This is a genomic window from Streptomyces sp. NPDC003379 (assembly GCF_053589195.1).
Genome location: NZ_JBSFRK010000001.1, coordinates 460,802 through 483,429, shown reverse-complemented (window position 1 = coordinate 483,429; position 22,628 = coordinate 460,802). Strand labels below are relative to the sequence as shown.

Here is a 22,628-nt window from a genome sequence, read left to right as displayed (position 1 = left end):
TCAGTCGCCCAGGACCCGCCGCAGGTAGGCGTTGCCGAACAGGCGGTCGGGGTCGAGGCGGTCGCGCAGGGCCGTGAACTCGCCGAAGCGGGGGTACGCCTTGGCGAAGTACTCCGCGTCGCGCGTGTGCAGCTTGCCCCAGTGCGGCCGCCCCTCGTGCGCGGTGAAGATCCGCTCGGCCGCCGCGAAGTACGCCTGGTAGGGCGTGCCTTTGTACATGTGGACGGCGATGTACGCGCTCTCCCGGCCCGAGGCCGTGGAGAGCGCGATGTCGTCCGCGGGCGCCGTGCGGACCTCCACGGGGAAGCTGATCCGCAGCCGCGAGCGGTCCACCATCGTCTTCAGCTCGCGCAGTGTCTCCACGAGGGCCTCGCGCGGAACGGCGTACTCCATCTCCATGAAGCGCACCCGGCGCGGGCTGGTGAAGACCTTGTAGGGGATGTCCGTGTACGTACGGGCCGAGAGCGCCTTGCTGGAGATCTTGGCGATGCCCGGGATGGTCGCGGGGACGGCCCGGCCAAGGGAGTTGACCGCCTGGAAGAGGCCGTTGGAGAGCAACTCGTCCTCTACGAAGGCGCTGATCCTGCCGGGCGGGGCGGCGGGGCCCAGGCTGCGGTTGTTGCGCTTGGTGGTGCAGTTGCCGGTATGCGGGAACCAGTAGAACTCGAAGTGCTCGTTCTCCGTGAAGAGCGCGTCGAAGTCGGCGGTGACCTTGTCGAAGGTCATCGGTTCCTCGCGGGCGGTCAGGAAGAAGACCGGCTCCACGGCGAAGGTGATCGCGGTGATGACGCCGAGCGCGCCGAGCCCGATGCGGGCGGCGGCGAAGACGTCGGGGTTCTCGTCGGCGGAGCAGGTCAGGACCGTGCCGTCCGCGGTGACCAGCTCAAGGCCCTTGATCTGCGCGGCGACCGAGGCCGAGTCGCGGCCCGTGCCGTGCGTGCCGGTGCTGACGGCTCCGGAGACGGTCTGCTCCATGATGTCGCCCATGTTCGTGAGCGACAGGCCCTCGCGGGCGAGTGCCGTGTTCAGGCGCTTCAGCGGGGTGCCGGCCTCCACGGTGACCGTGCCCGCCGCACGGTCGACGGCACGGATGCCGGTGAGGAGGCCGGGGCGTATGAGGAGGCCGTCGGTCGCGGCGGCCGCCGTGAAGGAGTGGCCCGTGCCGACGGGCTTCGCCTTGAGGCCGTCGGCCTTGGCCTGGCGCAGGGCCTCGGCGAGCTCGTCCACCGAGGCGGGGGTGGTTTCCCTGGCGGGCCGCGAGGTGACGTTGCCGGCCCAGTTACGCCACGTCGCTGTGCTCTTCCCGCTGCCCGTGCCCGTTGCCGTGCCCATGGGTCCCTCCCCGTTGCGGAACCGGCCGCTTCAGCCGGCGATACCCCAGGAACCCGACCACGACCGCGGCGGCTCCGGAGATCCCCGGAACCGCGTACCCGGCCTCCGGTCCCGCGGCGTCGATGACCCAGCCGGCCGCGGAGGAGCCGAGCGCGACGCCGACCGCGAGCCCGGTGCTCACCCAGGTCATGCCCTCGGTCAGTTTCGCGCGTGGTACGTGCTGCTCGACGAGGGCCATCGTCGTGATCATCGTCGGTGCGATGGACAGGCCCGCGACGAACAGCGCCACGGCCAGAAACGGCAGGTTCCCGACCAGTTGAAGCGGGATCATACTCACGGCCATCGCACAGACACCCAGCAGCCACCTCGGGGCCGGTGCCCCCTTGAAGTGCAGCAGCCCGAAGACGGCTCCGGCGAGGCAGGAGCCGAGCGCGTAGACCGCGAGGACCAGGCTCGCCGCCGCCTTGTGACCCTGGTCCTCCGCGTACGCCACGGTGACCACGTCGATCGACCCGAAGATCGCGCCGGTCGCGACGAAGGTGGCGACGAGCACTTGGAGGCCGCCCGAGCGCAACGCCGAGCCCTCGGTGTGGTGTTCGCGCGGATGCGGCACCGGCTCGGTGGCCCGTTGGGCCGTCAGCCAGAAGACGCCCACGGCGAGGAAGGCGCCGGCGAGGAGCGGCCCGGCCTCGGGGAACCACGCCGTGGAGAGCCCGATCGAGATGATCGGCCCGAAGATGAAGCAGACCTCGTCCACCACGGACTCGAAGGAGTACGCGGTGTGCAGCCGCGGGGTGCCGCGGTAGAGGACCGCCCAGCGGGCCCTGATCATCGAGCCGACGCTCGGCACACAGCCGACCAGGGCGGCGAAGAGGAACAGCGTCCAGTCGGGCGTCTCGAACTTCGCGCAGAGCAGCAGTCCCGCGACCGCCGCCAGCGACACCAGCGTCGCGGGCCGGAGCACCCGGCGCTGGCCGTGCCGGTCCACGAGCCGCGAGATCTGCGGCCCGATCGCGGCGGCGGACAGCGCGACGGTCGCCGACAGCGCGCCCGCGAGGCCGTACCGCCCGGTCAGCTGGGACACCATCGTCACGATGCCGATGCCCATCATCGACAGCGGCATACGGCCGAGGAACCCGGCGGTGGAGAACGCCTTGGTGCCGGGGGCGTCGAACAGGGCGCGGTAGGGGCTGGGCACGTGGACTCCGCTGAAGCGCCGGAGCTTCGCGGTGAAGGCGGCTCCGGTAAGGCGTAAAGATGGCCCATACAGCTTACGGCTCCCCGGGCGCGGAACGCACCGTGATTTTCCGGCTGTCAGTGGCGAGTGGCAGGATCGGTTGCATGTCCGATGCGCTCGATCCCACTCCCTACGACGCCCTGCTGCTGCTCTCGTTCGGCGGCCCCGAGGGCCCCGACGACGTCGTCCCGTTCCTGGAGAACGTGACGCGTGGGCGCGGCATCCCCAAGGAGCGGCTCAAGGAGGTGGGGCAGCACTACTTCCTGTTCGGCGGCGTGAGCCCGATCAACGACCAGAACCGCGCCCTGCTCGACGCCCTGCGCAAGGACTTCGCGGAGCACGGCCTGGACCTGCCGGTCTACTGGGGCAATCGCAACTGGGCGCCCTACCTCACCGACACTCTGCGCGAGATGGTCACCGACGGTCACCGCCGCATCCTGACCCTGGCCACCAGCGCGTATGCCTCGTACTCGGGCTGCCGTCAGTACCGCGAGAACCTCGCCGATTCCCTCGCCGCTCTGGAGGCCGAGGGCCTGGAGCTGCCGAGGGTCGACAAGCTCCGGCACTACTTCAACCATCCCGGCTTCGTGCGCCCCATGATCGACGGTGTCCTGAAGTCCCTCTCCGAGCTCCCCGAGGGCGTACGGGACGGCGCGCACCTGGCCTTCACGACGCACTCGATCCCGGACGCCGCGGCCGACACCTCCGGACCGGTCGAGGCCCACGGAGACGGCGGTGCGTACGTCAAGGAGCACCTCGACGTGGCCCGTCTCATCGCCGACGCGGTGCGCGAGGAGACCGGTGTCGCGCACCCCTGGCAGCTCGTCTACCAGTCGCGCAGCGGCGCCCCGCACATCCCGTGGCTGGAGCCCGACATCTGCGACCACCTGGAGGAGCGGCACGGCTCCGGGGCGCCCGCGGTGGTCATGGTCCCCATCGGCTTCGTCTCGGACCACATGGAGGTCCTGTACGACCTCGACACCGAGGCCGAGGCCAAGGCCGCGGAGCTGGGCCTCCCGGTCCGCCGCTCGGCGACGGTCGGCGCCGACCCGCGGTTCGCCGCGGCGATCAGGGAGCTGGTCCTGGAGCGCGCCGCCAGGGAGAGCGGCACGGCCGTCACCCCCTGCGCCCTGGGAGCGCTGGGCCCGAGCCACGACCTGTGTCCGGTGGGCTGCTGCCCGGCCCGCACCCCCAAGCCCGCGGCCGCAGGCGCCGACAGCCCGTACGCGTAACCGCCGAGACCGCGCAGAGCACGAGGAGCACAGCACCATGACGGACCCGCTGAAGGCGCTCAAGGCCGAGCTGCTCGACGTCGCCCTGGAGGCCGCGCACCGCGCCGGGGCCTTCCTGCGCGACGGCCGCCCCGACGACCTGGGCGTGGCGGCCACCAAGTCCAGCGCCGTGGACGTCGTCACCGAGATGGACATCGCCTCCGAGAAGCTCATCACCGACTTCCTCGCCGAGCGCAGGCCGGCCGACGGCGTGCTCGGCGAGGAGGGCGCGAGCTCCGAGGGCACCAGCGGTGTGCAGTGGGTCGTCGACCCGATCGACGGCACGGTCAACTACCTGTACGGACGCCCGGAGTGGTCCGTGTCCATCGCCGCCCGCAAGGACGGCGAGACCCTCGTCGGCGTGGTGCACGCGCCGATGCGCGGCGAGACGTACCGCGCGGTCCTCGGCGAGGGCGCCTTCGTCGGCGACAAGCCCGCCCGCGTCCGCCCGGCGCCCCCGTTCGAGCAGGCCCTGGTGGGTACCGGCTTCGGATATCTCGCCGAGCGCCGTGCCCGGCAGGCCGAGGTCGCCCGGCACCTCGTCCCGAAGGTGCGGGACATACGCCGCGGCGGGTCGGCCGCGATCGACCTCTGCGATGTCGCGGTGGGTCGGCTGGACGCGTACTACGAGCGCGGGCTCAACCCCTGGGACTTCGCGGCCGGGGACCTCGTCGCCCGGGAGGCGGGCGCGCTGACCGGTGGCCGCCCCGGAGAGGCGCTCTCGGGGGAGCTGGCCATCGCGGCCCCGCCCGGTCTCTTCGAGACGCTCCAGGGCCTCCTGGAGGACCTCGGCGCCTGGCACGACTGACGCAGCCCGCGGCAAGCAGTACGCAGCACACGGAAGCTCCCGCAGGCACACGGAAGGGCCCCGGCATCTCGTCCAGACGCCGGGGCCCCTCGTGCCTACGTGCTCAGACCTGCAGAGCGCCTACCTCGACTCCGTGCTCGGCGGCCAGGCGGTGGAGGTCCTCCAGCTCCGCCTGCTCGACCTCGGCGAGGAAGTCGTCTCCCGTCTCACGGGCCTTCGTGAGGTCGGACTCCGTGGCCTTTATGCGCTGCAGAAGACCTGCGGTGAATGCGTCCATGGTTGCGCCCCCTCGGCTGGGTCGTGGGTCGATGGCACGGGGGTGTGCCCTCAAGAAGGGACGATCACGACTTACGCCGCCCTGGAGAAAGCGGTTCGTGGTACGCCACATACGAAGCGTGATCGTGGGTGTAAGGCCGTCCTCCCCTGACTGCCTTCCGCAGAAACCTCGGCGGGCGGAGAAAATCCCGCCTCCCGGGGGCCTCGGACCGCCTTACAGCCGGTTTATGGCCGAAAGGGGCAGGATGGAGGTCTACCCCAAGACAAACCTGCCCGCAGGGGCACAGCGGAAGGACAGCGACGTGCGCGTACTCGTCGTCGAGGACGAGCAGCTGCTCGCCGATGCGGTGGCCACCGGACTGCGCCGGGAGGCCATGGCCGTCGACGTCGTGTACGACGGGGCGGCCGCCCTGGAGCGCATCGGCGTCAACGACTACGACGTGGTGGTGCTCGACCGGGATCTCCCGCTCGTGCATGGCGACGACGTCTGCCGCAAGATCGTCGAGCTCGGCATGCCGACCCGCGTCCTGATGCTCACCGCGTCGGGCGATGTCAGCGACCGCGTCGAGGGCCTGGAGATCGGCGCCGACGACTACCTCCCCAAGCCCTTCGCGTTCAGCGAGCTCACGGCACGCGTGCGTGCCCTCGGACGGCGTACGAGCGTGCCGCTGCCGCCCGTCCTTGAGCGGGCCGGGATCAAGCTCGACCCCAACCGCCGCGAGGTCTTCCGCGACGGCAAGGAGATCCAGCTGGCCCCCAAGGAGTTCGCCGTACTCGAAGTGCTGCTGCGCAGCGAGGGTGCGGTCGTCTCCGCCGAGCAGCTCCTGGAGAAGGCCTGGGACGAGAACACGGACCCGTTCACGAACGTCGTCCGGGTGACCGTCATGACCCTGCGCCGCAAGCTCGGTGAGCCCGCCGTCATCGTGACGGTGCCGGGCTCCGGCTACCGGATCTGACCCCCGGTGGCCGCGACCCCGGCGCCACCGGCGGCGCCTCCGAAGCCGACGTGGGACCCGAGGAAGGTCGAAACGCCCTTCCCCTGGCTGCGTCCCACCATCCGCATACGGCTCACGCTGCTCTACGGCGGCATGTTCCTGATCGCGGGCATCCTGCTGCTGTCGATCATCTATCTGCTCGCCGCGCAGGCGCTGAACGTGGGCAGTGACCTGCCGTTCACCATCGAGGGCGGCTCCAAGGTCAGCAGCGACACGTGCCACAACCTGCCGACGGGCACCCGGGTCCCCGCCGACCAGGTCAACGCCGCGCTGAACGAGTGCGTCAACAGGATGCGCCAGAACGCCCTGGACAACCTCCTCAGCCGCTCACTTCTCGCCCTCCTCGGACTCGCCGTGATCGCCTTCGCCTTCGGGTACGCGATGGCGGGCCGCGTGCTCTCACCGCTGGGCCGCATCACCCGTACCGCCCGCAGGGTGGCCGGCACGGACCTGACGCGGCGTATCGAACTGGACGGCCCGGACGACGAGCTGAAGGAGCTCTCGGACACCTTCGACGAGATGCTGGACCGCCTGGAGCGGGCCTTCACCGCCCAGCAGCGGTTCGTCGGCAACGCCTCGCACGAGCTGCGCACGCCGCTGGCGATCAACCGCACGCTCCTTGAGGTGCACCTCTCCGACCCCGGGGCGCCCCCCGAGCTGCACCAGCTCGGCAAGACGCTCCTGGCCACCAACGAACGCAGCGAGCAGCTCGTGGAGGGCCTGCTGCTGCTCGCCCGCAGCGACAACCAGATCGTGGAGCGCAAGCCCGTCGACCTGGCGGAGGTCGCGGACCGCGCCGTCGACCAGGTGCGGACCGAGGCCGAGGCGAAGGGCGTGGAGATCCGCGGGGAGCGGGGCCCGGCCGTCGTGCAGGGCAACGGCGTCCTCCTGGAGCGGATCGCCCTGAACCTCGTCCAGAACGCTGTCAGGTACAACGTGGCGGACGAGGGCTGGGTGGAGGTCACCACGGAGGCTCAGCACGGTCAGGCGGTCCTGGTGGTGTCGAACACGGGCCCGGTGGTGCCCGCGTACGAGATCGACAACCTCTTCGAGCCTTTCCGGAGGCTGCGGACCGAGCGGACGGGCAGCGACAAGGGTGTCGGGCTCGGCCTGTCGATCGCCCGGTCGGTCGCGCGGGCCCACGGTGGCCGTATCATCGCGGAGCCGCGCGAGGGGGGTGGCCTCGTGATGCGAGTCACGCTACCCATCTGAGATGCTGCCGCGAACGCGCCAGTGTGTTCGCTTTGCGCGGAATTTTCGGGACTCGATCCCGGGAAGTTCATGTGCGATCCATCACAATGGCGATTTTTCGGCCCTCTACTCTCCGTGATCACGAAAGTCGTCGGAAAGCCGGGAAAATGCGGGTTTTCGAGGGTCTTGATCACGGGAAGTACACGGGGTGGCGCCCGTGAGTGCGACATTCGGACCGTGTACGGTCCCCATCGCCATCCAAGCCGTCCGCCTCTTCAGGGGTGCGGTTGGGTGTCGATTGAGTAACAGACCTTGATGTGAGGCAAAATCTCCGCCTCGGGTCGGGCACAAGTCCGGCTCCTCACGCGTTACGTGCGCTGAGACACCGCAGACACCCAGAGGGGGAGAGCGACATGGCAACGGACTACGACACCCCACGCAAGACCGACGATGACGTCAATGAGGACAGCATCGAGGAGCTGAAGGCCCGGCGGAACGACAAGTCGACCTCAGCAGTAGACGTCGACGAGTTCGAGGCCGCCGAGGGCCTCGAACTGCCCGGCGCGGACCTTTCCAACGAGGAGCTCGCCGTCCGGGTGCTCCCGAAGCAGCAGGACGAGTTCACCTGCATGAGCTGCTTCCTGGTGCACCACCGCAGCCAGCTGGCCCGGGAGAAGAACGGCCAGCCGATCTGCCGCGACTGCGACTGAGGCGGGGTCGGCCGTGACTGGCTCGACCCCGTCCAGGAAGCGCCGTTTCCGCAAGCGCGGAGCGGACGAAGCCGGCGCCTCGGGCGACGGCGTGCGTGACGACGAGCGGGGCTCTTCCCTCAACGGAGAAGCCTCGCTCGAACCGGCGAACGCCCTCGAGGTGGCGCCGGACGAGACGGCGGCCGACAAGGCCTCCAGGACCACTCGGACAGCCGGGTCCCGGGGCCGCGTTGCCGCCGTCGCGGGCGGAATCAAAGAAGGCGTGCGCAAGGGCGGGCGCGGCGCCAGGGCCGGCATCGGCTACCTCGCCGACCGGCTCATCGAGAACGCCCCGCGGATCCCGGTCCGCGATCTGGCGACCCTACGCAAGCAGTTCCCGGGCCTCGGCCCCGAGCAGCTCGCGGACAAGCTCGTCTCCGGTGCGGCCAACGCCTCGTCCACGGTGGGCGCGGGTGTGGGCGCCGCGGCGATGATGCCCATGCCGCCCGCCATGCCCGCGGAGCTCGCGGCCGAGATCACCGGCGTCGCCGCCATCGAACTGAAGCTGATCGCCGAGCTGCACGAGGTCTACGGACAGCGGCCCGGCGGCAATCTCAAGCAGCGCAGCACCGCTTATCTGACCTCGTGGACGCAGGAGCGCGGCGTCGACGTGACGAAGCCCACGACCCTCAACGCCGCCCTGGGCGGCCAGATGAAGCGGGAGCTGCGCCAGCAGATCATGAAGCGGATGGTCCGGAACCTTCCGAACCTGATGCCCTTCATGGTCGGCGCCGCCGTCGGCGCGGTGATGAACCGCCGGGACACCAAGAAGCTCGCCGCGAAGATCCGGGTGGATCTGCGGAAGCGGCAGGTGCCGTGGGACGCGTTGCCGGAGCTTCCGCCTCTGGAGGCGCCGGACGATCCGCTGCGGTTGGGCGGCCTTCCCAAGGAGCTGGGGCGCTGACCGCGCCCCTCAGGGGGCGCTCTGCCGTACGGAGTCCAGCGCCTCCGCCAGCGCCTCCGGGTGCCTCGTCGAGATGTACGCGTACGGCGTCGGGTCGTCCGGGTCGGTGATCCTGACGCGCAGCGCCGTGGGGATGTAGGCGCGCAGCAGCATGAAGGCGCGCGGGTCGGCCTTGTAGGAGCGCCAGGCGCGGGTCTCCTCGCCCGCCAGGACCTCCGCCTCGCCCAGGGCGGACACCGGGATCTTCGCGTCGCCCGCGACCAGCGAGCCGCCCACCACGCGGATCCGTACAGAGCCGTACGCGCTCGTGACGACCGCCGCCACCGCCGTGCCGCCGACCAGGCCGCCGAGGAGCGGCAGCGTGCCGAACGGCAGCATGATCAGGGCCATCGCGACACCCACCAGGACCGAGGCGAACCACCACGAACGGGGTGCGGTCAGGCGTTCTTCGTAAGGCTGCATGGAACCAAGCTTGGCACGGGGAGCTGTGAGCGCTGACGCGGAGGTAAGGTCTGCGCCTGTGAGTGGTACATCTGCAGCTCTGACGCCCCCGGCCGACGCGATAGCGCCCGTCCGCCACCCCGACGCGCCCGCCCCCGGCGAGCTGATCGGCGCCCACTACGAACACTGTTTCGGCTGTGGCGAAGGACAGGCGCATGGACTGCACCTCGCGGCGCGTGCCGGGGAGGGTGTGACCGTCACCGCCGAGTTCACCGTGCGGGAGGCGCACCAGGGGGCCCCGGGCCTCGCCCACGGCGGTGTCCTCGCCACCGCGCTCGACGAGACACTGGGCTCGCTGAACTGGCTGCTGCGGGTGATCGCGGTGACCGGCCGCCTGGAGACCGACTTCGTACGGCCCGTGCCGCTGGGCACCGTGCTGTTCCTGGAGGCCGAGGTCACCGCCGTCGCCGGACGGAAGATCTACTCGACCGCCACCGGCCGGATCGGCGGCCCCCAGGGGCCCGTCGCGGTCCGTGCCGACGCCCTCTTCGTCGAGGTGAAGGTCGACCACTTCATCGACAACGGCCGCCCGGAGGAGATCCGGGCCGCCATGAACAACCCGGACCAGATCCGGCGCGCCCGCGCCTTCGAGGTGAACCCGTGACGTCCCGTACCCCCTACGACGACCTGACCGAGCTGGACGTGCTGATCAGGCGCGTCGACCCCGACGTACCGCTGCCGTCGTACGCGCAGCCGGGCGACGCCGGTGCCGATCTGCGGACGACGGAACCGTGCGAGCTGGCGCCCGGCGAGCGGGCCGTGCTGCCCACCGGGGTGTCCATCGCGCTCCCGGCGGGGTACGCGGCCTTCGTACACCCCCGTTCGGGGCTCGCCGCCCGCTGCGGTGTCGCTCTGGTGAATGCCCCGGGGACGGTGGATGCCGGGTACCGTGGAGAGATCAAGGTGATCGTGGTGAATCTCGATCCGCGCGAGGCCGTGCGGTTCGAGCGCTTCGACCGGATTGCCCAACTGGTCGTCCAGCGGGTCGAGAAGGTGCGCTTCCAGGAGGTGGCGGAGCTTCCCGCATCGGCGCGGGCCGAGGGGGGCTTCGGGTCCACCGGTGGCCATGCCGCCGTGGGCGTCGGCTCGGGCGTCGGTTCGGGCGAACAAACGGGTGGGAATCGATACGCATCGGTCGTATCCGACCGGGAAGGACAGTGACGTGTTCGGACGTCGCAAGAAGGACAGTGCCGCCGAGGACGCGGCGGGCGCGGACGAGCAGGTCGTCGACGGCGTGGACAGCAATGAGCCGGCCGACGTCACGCGCTCGCGCGTGAGGCTGGAGCCGGAGCCCCGTCCCGACGGTCCCTGGGACATCTCCGAGGTCCGCGAGCCCGGCGAGGGCCGGGTGGACCTCGGCGGACTCTTCGTGCCGGGGGTCGAGGGCATGGAGCTGCGGGTGGAGGTCGCGGGCGACGCGATCGTCGCGGCCACCGTCGTGCTCCAGGACAGCGCCATCCAGCTGCAGGGCTTCGCCGCCCCCAAGAAGGAGGGCATCTGGGGCGAGGTCCGTGAGGAGATCGCCACCGGCATCACGCAGCAGGGCGGTGTCATCGACGAGGTCGAAGGCTCCCTCGGCTGGGAGCTGCGCGCGCAGGTCCCGGTGCAGCTGCCGGACGGCACGGGGGGCGTGCAGGTCGTGCGCTTCATCGGTGTCGACGGCCCGCGCTGGTTCCTGCGCGGGGTGATCTCCGGGCAGGGCGCGGTGCAGCCGCAGACCGCCGGGCTGCTGGAGCAGATCTTCCGGGACACCGTCGTCGTGCGCGGCGACGGCCCGATGGCGCCGCGCGACCCGATCGTCCTGAAGCTGCCGGACGACGCGCAGATGGTCGCCGAGGGCGCCGTCCAGCAGGAGCAGCAGGAAGGCTCGCGCTTCTCGGGCGGCATGGGGCAGCTTCAGCGCGGCCCCGAGATCACCGAGGTGCGCTGACGCCGTCCGTGTCCTGAGGGCCTGACGGCATCTCAACTGCCTTGTGGCCCGCGGTGGTCCGGTTCGTCCGGGCCATTGCGGGCCACTTTCGCGTACGCCCATACTGTGCCGGTCACTCGGGGGGAGACCGGTGCGGTGAGGGGACGGCGGGTGCCCGCCGCGGTGCGGGGGAGTCGGCATCACGGGTTGGTCCTGGGGGCCGCCGGGCTCGCCGTGCTGCTCGCGGCCACCGTTCTCGCCGCGCTCGCCGCGCTCTCCGAAAGGGCCGTGGAAGGCGGGGTGCAGCGGAGGCTCGCCGCGGACCGGGAGGCCGTCGTCGAGGTCGCCGGGCCCCACCGGGCGCTGGGCGGACGGGAGTTGGACGGGGACGTCCGCGCCGCCATCGGCCGCGCCTACGGCGACGTACCCCATCACACCTGGTCGGCGCTGCGGGCGCCCGCGGCCCGCAACGACGAACTCTCCGTCACCGAGGCCGCGGGCCACCCGCGCCAGGACGCCACCGTCACCGTCGCCGCCGTGGAGGGCGCCGGGCGGCACGCCGCTCTGCGAGCGGGGCGGTGGCCGCACTCCGGTACCGGAGTGGTAGAGGTCGCGCTGACAGAAGTTGCCGCCGCCGAGCTGGCCGTGCGACCCGGGGACGGAATCAGGGTGCGGGGCGCGGACGAGCGGCTCGTGGCGATGAAGGTCGTAGGGCTGTACGCCGCCGAGGAGCGCGCGCCGGCCGTGTGGGCCTCGCTGAGCAGCACGTTCGGGACGCCCGACTCGATCGCTCTCGTACCGCGCGAGACGTTCGCGGACACCCCCGCGCTCGCCCGCGACGGGGCGCGGCTGTGGCTCGGCGTGCCCGACGCGGGCGGGCTGCGGCTGGGGGACATCGGGGCGCTCCGGGAGCGTGTGAAGCGGTTCGCGGGCAGCGATGCCTCGCTCTCGGTCCTGCGGGGTGGCGGCTCGGGGGATGGCATCGCCGTGTCGGCGGGGCTGCGTCGCGCGCTGGGACGGCTTGCCACGCCGATCGCCGTGGCCCGCGCCGGGCTCTACGTCCCCGCGACGCTCCTCGCCGCGCTCGCCGTGGCGGCCCTCGTGCTCACCGCGCGGCAGCTCGCGGAGCACCGGCGTCCGGAGCTGGCGTTGCTGGCCGCGCGCGGGGCGGGTACCCGGCGGCTCGTCCTGTCGACGGCCGGGCAGTGGGCCTGTGTCGCCGTGCCCGCGGGGGTGGCCGCGCCGTTCCTCGCGGGCCCGCTGCTGCGCGGGCTCGCGGCGGCCGGGCTCGTCGAGGGCGAGGTGCCCGGCTCGGCGGCGACGGGCGCGGCGTGGACCGCCGCTCTGGCCGCCGTCGCCACGCACGGCGCCGCGGTGCTGCTGCCCACCGCACGGACCGTGCGGGACCGGCGGGCGGTGGCCCGGCTCCGGTCGCGGGTCGCGCGGTTCGCGGGCGCCCAGCGCCTCGGCGCGGATCTGGCGCTGGCGGCGGTCGCCGTCCTCGGCTGGCTGCAGCTGCGGCAGTACCGCTCGCCCGTGACCGGCGGCAATGGCGTCGACCCGGTGCTGGTCCTCGCGCCCGTCGCGATGACCGTGGCGGCCGCGCTGCTCGCCCTGCGGTTCCTGCCGCTGCTCGCCCGCGTGATCGACCCGCTCGCCCGTCGCGGCAGGGGACTCGTCCTGCCGCTCGGCGGCTGGCAGATCGGGCGGCGCGCGGCACGGCACGCCGGGCCCGCCCTGGTGGTGACCCTCGCTCTCGCGGTCGCCGCGCTCAGCAGTACGGCGCTGGCCGTCCTCGACCGCGGCGACCGCGACCAGGCCGCGTTCCAGGTCGGCGCCGACCTGCGCGTCGTACCGGGTGACGGCGTGGCGCCGGCGGAGCGGCGCGCCGCGTACGAGGCGCTGCCGGGCGCCGAGGCCGTCACGCCCGTGATCACCTCGGAGGGGTTCGTCGGGCAGGACGCGGTGGCCGTCACCGCCGTCAACACGGAGCGGGGACCGCTGCCTTCCCTGCGAGGCGATCTCGCGGACTCGCCTGTACGTGAGCTGATGGCGCCGCTCGACGAGGGCATTCCGGAGCATGGGCTTCCGGTGCGGGGCGCGGGCGCGACGGCCGGTTCGCGGGCGCGGGAACTGCCGCTCCGGGTGCGGATGTCCGCCGGCGGGCGCGGTGAGGTCGTACCGGTGCGGCTCACCGTCTACTTCGAGGACGGGGACGGGCTCACGCGTTCCAGTTCCGTGGTGATCAGGGAAGGGCGTACGCGGACCGTGCCGCTGAAGGTGCCGGTGCGCGGAAGGGACGTACGCGTCCTGCAGATCGACCTGAGCATGGTCGGCGAGCGGGTCCGGCGGACGTACCGGCTGACCGTCGACCAGGTGCCGGGGCTCGCGCGGCAGGCGCGGTGGCGTGATCTGCGGGCCGACGCGCCGGATCGGCGTGCGGCCGGATGCCCTGGGGCCGCGCGGGAACGGCAGCTGGGGGTGGCTTCGGGGGAGGCGCCCGGGCCCGTGCTGTGCCGCGACCGGCCCGGCCGGGGCACGCTCATCGACGCGGTGCTGCGCGGCCCCGACGGGCGGCTGAAGCACCCCACGTGGGGCGTGCGGCTCGGCACGGACCGGGCAAAGGGGCGGCCGGCGGCGCCCGCCCTCGCCGATGACGCGCTGCTCCGCTCCGGGGCGGTCAGCGTCGGGGACACCGTGACGGTCCGGCGGAGCACGGGCGGGAGCGCGCGGGTCGAGATCGTGGGGCGGATCGCGGCGGTGCCGGGCGTGCCGCGCGACCGGCCGCGGCTGCTCGCCGACTCCCGTGCGATGGCCGCCCAGTGGGCCTTGGGCGGGGAACTGCCCGAGGCGGAGGGCATGTGGTGGGTGGGCGTGCGGGGGACGGACGCGGGCGGCGCGCCGGCCGCGGTGCGCGAGGATCCGCGGCTGGGGAAGGCCGTGGACGTGCCGCACGTCCGGGCGGAGTTGGCGGCCGATCCGCTGCGGCGGGGGGCGCGGGGCGCGCTCACGCTGTGCCTGGTGCTCGCACCCGCCTTCGCCGTGATCGCGTTCGCCCTGCATACGGCGGTTTCGGCGCGGGCCAGGGAGGGGGAGTTCGCGCTGCTGCGGGCGCTCGGGGTGCGGCGGGGGCAGCTGGCGGCGTACCTGTGGACGGAGCAGTTGGCGCTGGCCGCGGTGGCGGCGGTACTGGGTACGGCCCTGGGGGCAGCGCTCGCTTCGGTGATCATGCCGGTGGTGACGGTGGACGCCTTGGGGCAGCCGGTCTTTCCGTCGCTGGTCACCCAGGTGCCGTGGGTGCGGGTGGGGGTGACGGCCGGGGCGACCGCGGGGGTGATCTGTGGGGTGGTGACGGGGGCCGCGCGCGTCTTGGGGCGGGTGGATCTGGCGCGGGTGCTTCGGGTGGGGGAGGGCGGGTGAGGGGGCCCGGTGGCGCGCCCACGAGGGGTGGCTCCGTGACGCGTGCGTGGTCGCGGGTGGGGCTTGCTCTGTTGGTCGGTGTGGTGGTTGCGGTCGCCAGTGCCGGGCCCGGGGTGCTGGAGCGGCTCGGCGGGGAGGCATTCCGGGCTCGGCTGGAGCAGGCGCAGCAAGCCGCGCCCGGGGTCGTGCACAGTGCGCGTTTCGACCCCGAGGAGGTGCGGCTCGGGGCGGAGAGCGATCTCCGGGGTGATCTCGACCGGTACGCGCGGGTCATCGGGAATGCCACGCCCCGGTCGCTGCGGGGCGCGGTCGTGCACGACTCGACCCGGGTCCGGCTCCCCACCGTGCGGGCGGCGGGCGCCGCGTTGTCGCTGGTGTACGCCTCCGACGCGCCGGGGCGGGAGTCGTACGTCGCCGGGCGGGCGCCTCGTGAGCGGGGAGAGGTCCTCGAGCTCGCCGTGTCCGCCCGTACGCGCGACGCGCTGAAGCTGCGGGTCGGTCAGCGGGTGCGGCTGGAGGCCGGGGCGTTGCAGAACGTGAACGCCATGGGGCGCGTGGCCGGGGTCTTCCGCGCCGAGGGTGAGCGGCGGCTCTGGACCGAGCAGCCCTTGCTGGTACGCCCGTTGCCCGGTGCGGCCGGAAGCGGCCCGGATGCCGGTGCGCTGATCGCGCCTCGCGGTGTCGAGATCCTGCAGAACCAGGCCGAAGCCGAGCTGACCGTCCACTGGAACATGCGCCTGGAGCCGGGCGGCGCGGCGGCCACCCGCTTCGTGGGAGAGCCGCGGGACTTTCGGCGCGCCATGGCCCGCTATCCGCTCGCCGCGCGGGAGGCCTACTGCCGATTCGGCGTGTACGGCGGGAAATTGTGCGTCATCGGGGTCCATCCCGCCACGGAACTGGGGACCGCCACCGAACTCCCCGACACTTTCGAGGAGTTCCAGCGGCGGTGGCGGCAGGCCACGGTCGTGATCTCCTTCGCCTCGGCCTCGCTGCTCGGGGTCGGGATCGCCGCTGTCGTCGTGACGTCGTTGCTGGTGGTGCGCCGACGGCTCGACGCGGACCGGCTGCTGCGGGCGCGGGGCGCATCGGCGTCGGGGGTCGCCCTGGGGCGCGCCGTGTGGAGCGCGCCTGCCGTGGTGCTCGGGTTCGGTGGCGGCTGCGCGGTCGCCGGGGCGGTGCCGGGGAGTTCACCCGCGTACAGCCATGGGCTGGTTGTCGCGGTGCTCTGCTGGCTGCTGCTGCCCGCTCTCACGTGGGGTGCGGTGCGGGACCGGACGGTGCTGCGCGGCCGGGCGCCGCGGCGGGCCGGGCGGCGGCTGGTCGCCGAGGCGGTCGTGCTGCTGCTCGCGGCGGCCGGTGTGTTCGCGCTGCGGGCGCGGGGCACGGAGGGGGCCGCGGGCCCCGATCCGCTGCTCGCCGCCGTGCCCGTGCTGCTCGGGCTCGCCGCGGTCGCCGTGCTGGTGCGGTGCTACCCCTGGCCGGTGCGGCTGGTGGCGCGCTGGTCGGCCCGGGGGCGCGGGATCGTGGTGCTCGTCGCGCTCTCCCGTGCCGCAAAGGAGGCTCCCGCGCGCGGGCTCGCGCTGCTCGTCCTCGTGGTGACGCTCTCCGGTGCCGTCTTCGGAGGTCTTGTCTCCGGGACGCTGGCGGAGGGGCGGCGCTCCGCGGCGGCCTGGCAGGTGGGTGCAGACGCCTCCTTCCTGGGGGCGGGGCGCGACCCGGGCATGGCCGAGCGGCTGGCACGCGCGCGTGGGGTGCGGGAAACGGTGGCGGTGCGGCAGCTGCGGGTCGATCCCGTGAGCGGTACGGACGGGGGGCGGTACGGGATCTCCAGTCTGATCGGGGTGGACGCGGTGAAGCTACGCCAAGCGGCGAGGGGCTCGGCCGCCGCCCGGGCGCTGGACGGGGCCGGGCTCACGCGCGGCGGCGGGGGCAAGGACATCCGGGTGCTCGCCTCCGAGGGGCACACCGGGGACGACCTGCTCACCTTCACGCGGCACGGCCAGGAGGTGCGGCTGCGGGTCGTGGGGCCGCTGCCCGAAGACGTGGGGCGCGACCCGGCGCTGGGGCCCGTACGCGGCGCCACCGAGGCACGGCAGCGGCTGCTCCTCGCCGACAACAGGGACCTCAAGACCTTCGCCGTCTCGGAGTACGAGGAGTCGGCGCTGCTGCTGTACGGCGAGCGCCTGGACGCCGAGGCGCTGCGTTCCCTCGTGCCGCGCGCCGCCCCCGGGGCCGCCACCGGCGAACTCCGCATCCGTGCCGAGGAGCAGGCCGAGGCCGAGGACGACGGGCTGATCGGCGCGGTGTCCACGGCGTACACCGCCTGCACCGCCCTCGCCGTGCTCCTCGCGCTGACCACCCTCGTCCTCGAACTGCTGCTGTCCGCTCCCGCGCGCGGGCGCACCGCCGCCTACCTGCGCACCCTCGGCCTCGGCGGGCGCGCCACATCCGCGCTGCATCTGCTGCAACTGCTGCCCATGGTGCTCGCGGCCGTCGCGGGCGGTGTCGTGCTCGGCCTCGCGCTGCCCTCGCTGCTCGGTCCCGCCCTTGACCTGCGGGAGTTCACCGGCGGCCCCGCCGCGCCCGACCGGCGCGTCGACGCGCTGTTCACCGCGGTCCTGGGGGCGGGACTCTGTCTTCTGGTCGTCGCCGCGGTGGCCGTGGAGACCTGGCTCGGGCGCCGCCGGGGGCTCGGGGCCGTCCTGCGACTGGGGAGAACCGATGACTGAAGCGTCCCGTCGGACAGCCGTGAGCGAACTGGCCGGTCTGGAGGCGCGGGCCCGCGCCGGGCACCGGCCCGCGGACGACGAGGGCCTCGTCGTCTGCGACAACCTCGTCCGCGTCTACCGCACCGAAGAGGTCGAGGTGCAGGCGCTCCAGGGCCTCGACCTGGTCGTGGCCGAGGGCGAGTGCGTGGCCCTGGTCGGCGCCTCGGGGTCGGGCAAGTCGACGCTCCTGTCGATCCTGTCGGGGCTCGACCTGCCCACCGCGGGCCGCGCGAAGGTCGCGGGACACGACCTGCTCGCCATGGGGCGCCGCGAGCGCCTCGGCTACCGCAGGAGCACCGTCGGCTTCGTCTGGCAGCAGACCGGACGCAACCTCCTGCCGTACCTGACCGCACTGGAGAACGTGGCGCTGCCGATGAAGTACGCGCGCGTGCCGCGTCGTACGCGCCAGGAGAAGGCCGCCGAACTGCTCGGCGTGCTCGGCGTCGCGCACTGCCGCGACCGGCGGCCCGCCGAGCTCTCCGGCGGTGAACAGCAGCGCGTCGCCGTCGCGGTCGCCACGGCCAACTCCCCGCGCGTGCTGCTCGCCGACGAGCCCACCGGCGAGCTGGACACGGCCGGCGGCGAGGACGTCTTCGCGGCCCTGCGCCGCGCCAACGAGGAACTCGGCGCGACCGTCCTGATCGTCACGCACGACCCGCTCGTCTCCGAACAGGTCCGCCGCACCGTACGCATCCGTGACGGACGTACATCTACGGAGACGCTCCGTGAACGGGGCGGGGAGGGCGAGGAGTTCACGGTTCTGGACCGGGCGGGGCGGTTGCAGCTGCCGGGGGAGTACGTGGAGCGGTACGGGCTGCGGGGGCGGGTGCGGCTGACTGCGGAGCCGGATCATGTGGGGGTGTGGCCGGACGGGGCGGGAGGTGGGGGCGAGTAGAAGTTCGCCCGCCACACCTTGACGGAGGGCAGGTCCGTACCTATGGTCACGGGCCAACGCGCGCGTTCAGAACAGACCTGCCGCGACTTCACCCACACCGGGTACGGCCTCTCCGCGATCTCTCACGTCGCCGAGACCAGCCGCGCCCCGGCTGACCGGAGCCGTCCGTCCGGGCCTTGCCGGGCCGGGCGCCCGGTGACGATACTCGCGAGGTGCCAGAAGCCATGGTCGTCGTAGAGGATCTGCACCGGACGTACGGCACCGGGGCGGCCGCCGTGCACGCCCTGCGCGGCGTCTCCCTCACCGTCCCGCGCGGCGAACTCGTCGCCCTCAAGGGGCGCTCCGGCTCCGGCAAGACGACCCTGCTCAACCTCGTCGGCGGGCTCGACACCCCCGACCGGGGGAAGATCACCGTGGACGGTGTGGAGCTCGTCGGCCTCGGCGAGAGCGGCCTCTTGGAGCTGCGCCGCGACCGCCTGGGCTTCGTCTTCCAGTCCTTCGGACTCATCCCCATCCTCACCGCCGCCGAGAACGTCGGCGTCCCGCTGCGGCTGACGAGGACCGACCCCCGCGCGCGGGAGGAGCGGGTCGCCCTGCTGCTCGCCCTCGTCGGCCTCGCGGACCACGCCCGGCAGCGGCCCGGCGAACTCTCCGGAGGGCAGCAGCAGCGCGTGGCGATCGCCCGCGCCCTCGCCAACCGGCCCGCCCTGCTGATCGCCGACGAACCCACCGGACAACTCGACGCGGAGACCGGGCTCGCCGTGATGGAGCTGCTGCGCGCGGTCGTCCGCAGCGAGGGCGTCACCGCGCTGGTGGCCACGCACGACGCGGCGCTCCTCGCTCTCGCCGACCGGGTCCTGGAGCTGAGCGACGGGGAGATCCGCCCGCATCAGGGTTATGTCAAGGAGATCGGCGCCGCACCCCCTCGCCCGTAATGCCGGAATTGTTGGCCGTAGGGTCGACGCTGCGTACACAGTTGTCCGCTGCGTACACAGTCGTTTCAGGAAGACAATGGGGCCATGGCACGCGGCAAGCTTCGGATCTACCTCGGTGCGGCACCGGGCGTCGGCAAGACGTACGCGATGCTCTCCGAGGCGCACCGGCGCGTCGAGCGCGGCACCGACTGCGTGGTCGGCTTCGTGGAGCACCACGACCGGCCGCGCACCGAGGTGATGCTGCACGGCCTCGAACAGGTGCCCCGCAAAGACCTGGAGTACCGCGGCACGGCCTTCACCGAGATGGACGTCGACGCCGTCCTGGAGCGCGCCCCCGCCGTCGCCCTGGTCGACGAGCTGGCCCACACCAACGTCCCCGGCTCCCGCAACACCAAGCGCTGGCAGGACGTCGAGGAACTCCTCGCGGCCGGCATCGACGTCGTCTCGACCGTGAACATCCAGCACCTGGAGTCCCTCGGCGACGTCGTCGAGTCGATCACCGGCGTACGCCAGCGCGAGACCGTGCCGGACGAGGTGGTGCGCCGCGCCGACCAGATCGAGCTGGTCGACATGTCGCCCCAGGCGCTGCGCCGCCGCATGGCGCACGGCAACATCTACAAGCCCGACCGCATCGACGCCTCCCTCTCCAACTACTTCCGCCCCGGCAACCTCACCGCCCTGCGCGAACTGGCCCTGCTCTGGGTCGCCGACCGCGTCGACGAGTACCTCCAGCAGTACCGGGGCGAGCACAACATCCGCTCCACCTGGCAGGCACGCGAGCGCATCGTCGTCGGACTCACCGGCGGCCCCGAAGGACGCACGCTGATCAGGCGCGCGTCGCGCATGGCCGCCAAGGGCTCCGGCAGCGAGATCCTCGCCGTCTACATCGCCCGCAGCGACGGCCTGACCGCCGCCTCCCCCAAGGAACTCGCCGTCCAGCGCACCCTGGTCGAAGACCTCGGCGGCACCTTCCACCACGTCATAGGCGACGACATACCGGCCGCCCTGCTCGACTTCGCGCGCGGCGTCAACGCCACCCAGATCGTCCTCGGCTCGTCGCGCCGCAAGACCTGGCAGTACGTCTTCGGGCCCGGCGTCGGCGCGACCGTCGCCCGCGAGTCGGGGCCCGACCTGGACGTGCACATCGTCACCCACGGCGAGGTCGCCAAGGGGCGCGGCCTGCCCGTTGCCCGCGGCGCGCGCCTGGGCCGCTCCCGGATCATCTGGGGCTGGCTGGTGGGCGTCGCGGGACCCGTCCTCCTGACCCTGCTGCTCACCCATGTCGACGCCGACCTCGGCCTCGCCAACGACATGCTGCTGTTCCTGACGCTGACGGTGGCCTCCGCGCTGCTCGGCGGTCTCCTGCCGGCCCTCGCGTCGGCGGCCGTCGGTTCGCTGCTCCTCAACTACTACTTCACGCCACCGCTGCACCTGTGGACGGTCTCCAACAACAAGAACATCGTCGCGATCGCCGTCTTCGTGGGCGTCGCGGTGTCCGTCGCCTCGGTGGTGGACCTCGCCGCCCGCCGCACCCACCAGGCCGCCCGGCTGCGCGCCGAGTCGGAGATACTCTCCTTCCTCGCGGGCAGCGTGCTGCGCGGCGAGACGAGCCTCGAAGCACTCCTGGAGCGGGTCCGCGAGACCTTCGCCATGGAGTCCGTGGCGCTCCTGGAGCGCGCGGGCGACAACGAGCCCTGGACCTGCGCGGGCAGCGTCGGCGACGGCCGCCCGCCGGGCCGCCCCGAGGACGCCGACGTGGACGTGCCGGTCGGCGACCACATGGCCCTCGCCCTGTCCGGCCGCGTCCTGCCCGCCGCCGACCGCCGCGTCCTCGCCGCGTTCGCCGCGCAGGCCGCCGTCGTCCTGGACCGCCAGCGCCTGAAGTCCGAGGCCGACCAGGCCCGCACCCTCGCCGAGGGCAACCGCATCCGCACCGCGCTGCTCGCCGCCGTCAGCCATGACCTCCGTACGCCTCTGGCGGGCATCAAGGCGGCCGTGTCCTCGCTGCGCTCCGACGACGTGGAGTGGTCCGAGGAGGACGAGGCCGAGCTCCTCGCGGGCATCGAGGACGGCGCCGACCGCCTGGAACACCTCGTGGGCAACCTCCTCGACATGTCGCGGCTGCAGACCGGCACCGTCACCCCGCTGATCCGCGAGATCGACCTGGACGAGGTCGTCCCCATGGCGCTCGGCGGCGTCCCCGACGGCAGCGCGGAGCTGGACATCCCCGAGACGCTGCCGATGGTCGCCGTCGACAAGGGCCTGCTGGAGCGGGCGGTCGCGAACATCGTCGAGAACGCCGTGAAGTACGCCCCTGAAGGCGAGCCCGTCAAGGTCTCCGCCAGCGCACTGGGCGAGCGCGTCGAGGTCCGCGTCGTGGACCGCGGACCCGGCGTCCCCGATACCGCCAAGGACCGCATCTTCGCGCCCTTCCAGCGCTACGGTGACGCTCCGCGCGGCGCGGGCGTGGGCCTCGGCCTCGCCGTCGCCCGGGGCTTCGCCGAGGCCATGGGCGGCACCCTCGCCGCCGAGGACACCCCCGGCGGCGGCCTCACCATGGTCCTCACCCTGCGGGCGGTGGCCGGGCGCCCGCCGGACCGCGACGGCCTCCCGGGCCTTCCCGGTCCCCCCGATGTCTCCGCCCAGGTCACCCAGTGACCCCGAACCAGAAGTCAGAAAGGCAGGCCGGCATGACCCGGGTGCTCGTGGTCGACGACGAGCCGCAGATCGTACGCGCCCTCGTGATCAACCTGAAGGCGCGCAAGTACGAGGTGGACGCGGCCCCCGACGGCGCCACGGCGCTCCAGCTGGCCGCCGCCCGCCACCCCGACGTGATCGTGCTCGACCTCGGTCTGCCCGACATGGACGGCGTGGAGGTCATCAGGGGCCTGCGCGGCTGGACGCGCGTACCGATCCTCGTCCTGTCCGCACGGCACAGCTCGGACGAGAAGGTCGAGGCCCTGGACGCGGGCGCCGACGACTACGTGACCAAGCCCTTCGGCATGGACGAGCTCCTGGCCCGGCTGCGCGCGGCCGTCCGCAGGGCCGAGCCCGTCGGCGCGGGCGAGGACGACGTCATGGTCGACACCGAGGACTTCTCCGTCGACCTCGCCGCGAAGAAGGTCAACCGCGACGGCCGCGACGTACGTCTCACCCCCACCGAGTGGCACCTCCTGGAGGTCCTCGTACGCAACACCGGCCGCCTGGTCAGCCAGAAACAGCTGCTCCAGGAGGTGTGGGGGCCCTCCTACGGCACGGAGACCAACTACCTGCGCGTCTACATGGCGCAGCTGCGCCGCAAGCTCGAGGCGGATCCGGCGCACCCGCGGCACTTCATCACGGAGCCGGGGATGGGGTACCGCTTCGAGCGTTGAACTCGTCGGTGAGCGGGCATAAGCACAGATGAGCGCACCCCTTTCCGCAGTGTCGGCACCCCC

The 22,628-nt window shown here is 72.8% G+C and carries 19 protein-coding genes; 15 read left to right on the top strand and 4 right to left on the bottom strand.

Features of this window, described 5'->3' with window-relative positions; genetic code table 11:
- Positions 1–1,332: a D-arabinono-1,4-lactone oxidase gene (locus ACWDVB_RS01980; protein ID WP_451515454.1), complete on the bottom strand. Its 1,332-nt coding sequence runs from the start codon at positions 1,330–1,332 to the stop codon at positions 1–3.
- Complete coding sequence (locus ACWDVB_RS01975; RefSeq protein ID WP_451515455.1) at positions 1,280–2,530, bottom strand: MFS transporter; 1,251 nt, start codon at positions 2,528–2,530, stop codon at positions 1,280–1,282. Before ACWDVB_RS01975 ends, ACWDVB_RS01980 begins: the two co-directional genes overlap by 53 nt.
- Positions 2,531–2,673: 143 nt before the next feature.
- Here ACWDVB_RS01975 and ACWDVB_RS01970 point away from each other — a divergent pair, with 143 nt between their 5' ends.
- A complete protein-coding gene (locus ACWDVB_RS01970; RefSeq protein ID WP_451515456.1) occupies positions 2,674–3,801 on the top strand; it encodes a ferrochelatase in 1,128 nt (375 codons plus the stop codon).
- 37 nt (positions 3,802–3,838) lie between these two features.
- On the top strand, positions 3,839–4,648 hold the full coding sequence (locus ACWDVB_RS01965; protein WP_451515457.1) for an inositol monophosphatase family protein: 810 nt from the start codon (positions 3,839–3,841) through the stop codon (positions 4,646–4,648).
- A gap of 103 nt (positions 4,649–4,751) precedes the next feature.
- On the opposite strand, the gene ACWDVB_RS01960 is transcribed toward ACWDVB_RS01965, so the two are convergent.
- Positions 4,752–4,925, bottom strand: coding sequence for a hypothetical protein (locus ACWDVB_RS01960; RefSeq protein WP_451515458.1), 174 nt, complete (start codon positions 4,923–4,925; stop codon positions 4,752–4,754).
- 301 nt (positions 4,926–5,226) lie between these two features.
- Between ACWDVB_RS01960 and ACWDVB_RS01955 the strand changes: the two genes are divergently transcribed.
- The 4 genes from ACWDVB_RS01955 to ACWDVB_RS01940 all read left to right on the top strand — a co-directional run bounded on the left by ACWDVB_RS01955 (position 5,227) and on the right by ACWDVB_RS01940 (position 8,763).
- Entirely contained in the window at positions 5,227–5,880 is a 654-nt protein-coding gene (locus ACWDVB_RS01955) for a response regulator transcription factor (protein WP_055544891.1), read from the top strand.
- A gap of 6 nt (positions 5,881–5,886) precedes the next feature.
- Positions 5,887–7,131, top strand: a complete 1,245-nt coding sequence (locus tag ACWDVB_RS01950) for a sensor histidine kinase (protein ID WP_451515459.1) — start codon at positions 5,887–5,889, stop codon at positions 7,129–7,131.
- A 392-nt stretch (positions 7,132–7,523) separates the two neighbouring features.
- Complete coding sequence (locus tag ACWDVB_RS01945) at positions 7,524–7,820, top strand: DUF4193 domain-containing protein (RefSeq protein ID WP_055544889.1); 297 nt, start codon at positions 7,524–7,526, stop codon at positions 7,818–7,820.
- 13 nt (positions 7,821–7,833) lie between these two features.
- The gene (locus ACWDVB_RS01940) at positions 7,834–8,763 is read left to right on the top strand and encodes a hypothetical protein (RefSeq protein ID WP_451515460.1); all 930 of its coding nucleotides are present in this window, start codon (positions 7,834–7,836) and stop codon (positions 8,761–8,763) included.
- 9 nt (positions 8,764–8,772) lie between these two features.
- Here the strand turns inward: ACWDVB_RS01940 and ACWDVB_RS01935 are convergent, their stop codons facing one another.
- Entirely contained in the window at positions 8,773–9,225 is a 453-nt protein-coding gene (locus ACWDVB_RS01935) for a DUF3093 domain-containing protein (protein WP_451515461.1), read from the bottom strand.
- A 58-nt stretch (positions 9,226–9,283) separates the two neighbouring features.
- Between ACWDVB_RS01935 and ACWDVB_RS01930 the strand changes: the two genes are divergently transcribed.
- The 9 genes from ACWDVB_RS01930 (at position 9,284) to ACWDVB_RS01890 (ending at position 22,565) form a co-directional block, all read left to right on the top strand.
- Positions 9,284–9,868: a PaaI family thioesterase gene (locus tag ACWDVB_RS01930; RefSeq protein WP_451515462.1), complete on the top strand. Its 585-nt coding sequence runs from the start codon at positions 9,284–9,286 to the stop codon at positions 9,866–9,868.
- A complete protein-coding gene (gene dut, locus ACWDVB_RS01925) occupies positions 9,865–10,425 on the top strand; it encodes a dUTP diphosphatase (protein WP_451515463.1) in 561 nt (186 codons plus the stop codon). Before ACWDVB_RS01930 ends, dut begins: the two co-directional genes overlap by 4 nt.
- Position 10,426: 1 nt before the next feature.
- Complete coding sequence (locus tag ACWDVB_RS01920) at positions 10,427–11,194, top strand: DUF3710 domain-containing protein (RefSeq protein WP_451515464.1); 768 nt, start codon at positions 10,427–10,429, stop codon at positions 11,192–11,194.
- Between the two features lie 135 nt (positions 11,195–11,329).
- On the top strand, positions 11,330–14,593 hold the full coding sequence (locus tag ACWDVB_RS01915; protein WP_451515465.1) for an FtsX-like permease family protein: 3,264 nt from the start codon (positions 11,330–11,332) through the stop codon (positions 14,591–14,593).
- A gap of 35 nt (positions 14,594–14,628) precedes the next feature.
- Positions 14,629–17,322: a hypothetical protein gene (locus ACWDVB_RS01910; RefSeq protein WP_451515466.1), complete on the top strand. Its 2,694-nt coding sequence runs from the start codon at positions 14,629–14,631 to the stop codon at positions 17,320–17,322.
- Entirely contained in the window at positions 17,315–18,256 is a 942-nt protein-coding gene (locus tag ACWDVB_RS01905) for an ABC transporter ATP-binding protein (protein ID WP_451515467.1), read from the top strand. The genes ACWDVB_RS01910 and ACWDVB_RS01905 overlap by 8 nt, the downstream gene beginning before the upstream one ends.
- A gap of 224 nt (positions 18,257–18,480) precedes the next feature.
- Positions 18,481–19,191: an ABC transporter ATP-binding protein gene (locus tag ACWDVB_RS01900; RefSeq protein WP_451515468.1), complete on the top strand. Its 711-nt coding sequence runs from the start codon at positions 18,481–18,483 to the stop codon at positions 19,189–19,191.
- Between the two features lie 84 nt (positions 19,192–19,275).
- Positions 19,276–21,849, top strand: coding sequence for an ATP-binding protein (locus ACWDVB_RS01895; RefSeq protein ID WP_451515469.1), 2,574 nt, complete (start codon positions 19,276–19,278; stop codon positions 21,847–21,849).
- A 32-nt stretch (positions 21,850–21,881) separates the two neighbouring features.
- The gene (locus ACWDVB_RS01890) at positions 21,882–22,565 is read left to right on the top strand and encodes a response regulator (RefSeq protein WP_451515470.1); all 684 of its coding nucleotides are present in this window, start codon (positions 21,882–21,884) and stop codon (positions 22,563–22,565) included.
- Positions 22,566–22,628 lie beyond the last annotated feature (63 nt).

Bases quoted from the DNA above. Each gene is read 5' to 3' on its own strand.
- ACWDVB_RS01900 (WP_451515468.1), top strand. From the start codon at position 18,481: ATGGTCGTCGTAGAGGATCTGCACCGGACGTACGGCACCGGGGCGGCC.
- ACWDVB_RS01960 (WP_451515458.1), bottom strand. From the start codon at position 4,925: ATGGACGCATTCACCGCAGGTCTTCTGCAGCGCATAAAGGCCACGGAG.
- ACWDVB_RS01945 (WP_055544889.1), top strand. From the start codon at position 7,524: ATGGCAACGGACTACGACACCCCACGCAAGACCGACGATGACGTCAAT.
- ACWDVB_RS01935 (WP_451515461.1), bottom strand. From the start codon at position 9,225: ATGCAGCCTTACGAAGAACGCCTGACCGCACCCCGTTCGTGGTGGTTC.
- ACWDVB_RS01905 (WP_451515467.1), top strand. From the start codon at position 17,315: ATGACTGAAGCGTCCCGTCGGACAGCCGTGAGCGAACTGGCCGGTCTG.
- ACWDVB_RS01890 (WP_451515470.1), top strand. From the start codon at position 21,882: ATGACCCGGGTGCTCGTGGTCGACGACGAGCCGCAGATCGTACGCGCC.
- ACWDVB_RS01980 (WP_451515454.1), bottom strand. From the start codon at position 1,332: ATGGGCACGGCAACGGGCACGGGCAGCGGGAAGAGCACAGCGACGTGG.
- ACWDVB_RS01965 (WP_451515457.1), top strand. From the start codon at position 3,839: ATGACGGACCCGCTGAAGGCGCTCAAGGCCGAGCTGCTCGACGTCGCC.
- ACWDVB_RS01895 (WP_451515469.1), top strand. From the start codon at position 19,276: ATGGCACGCGGCAAGCTTCGGATCTACCTCGGTGCGGCACCGGGCGTC.
- ACWDVB_RS01970 (WP_451515456.1), top strand. From the start codon at position 2,674: ATGTCCGATGCGCTCGATCCCACTCCCTACGACGCCCTGCTGCTGCTC.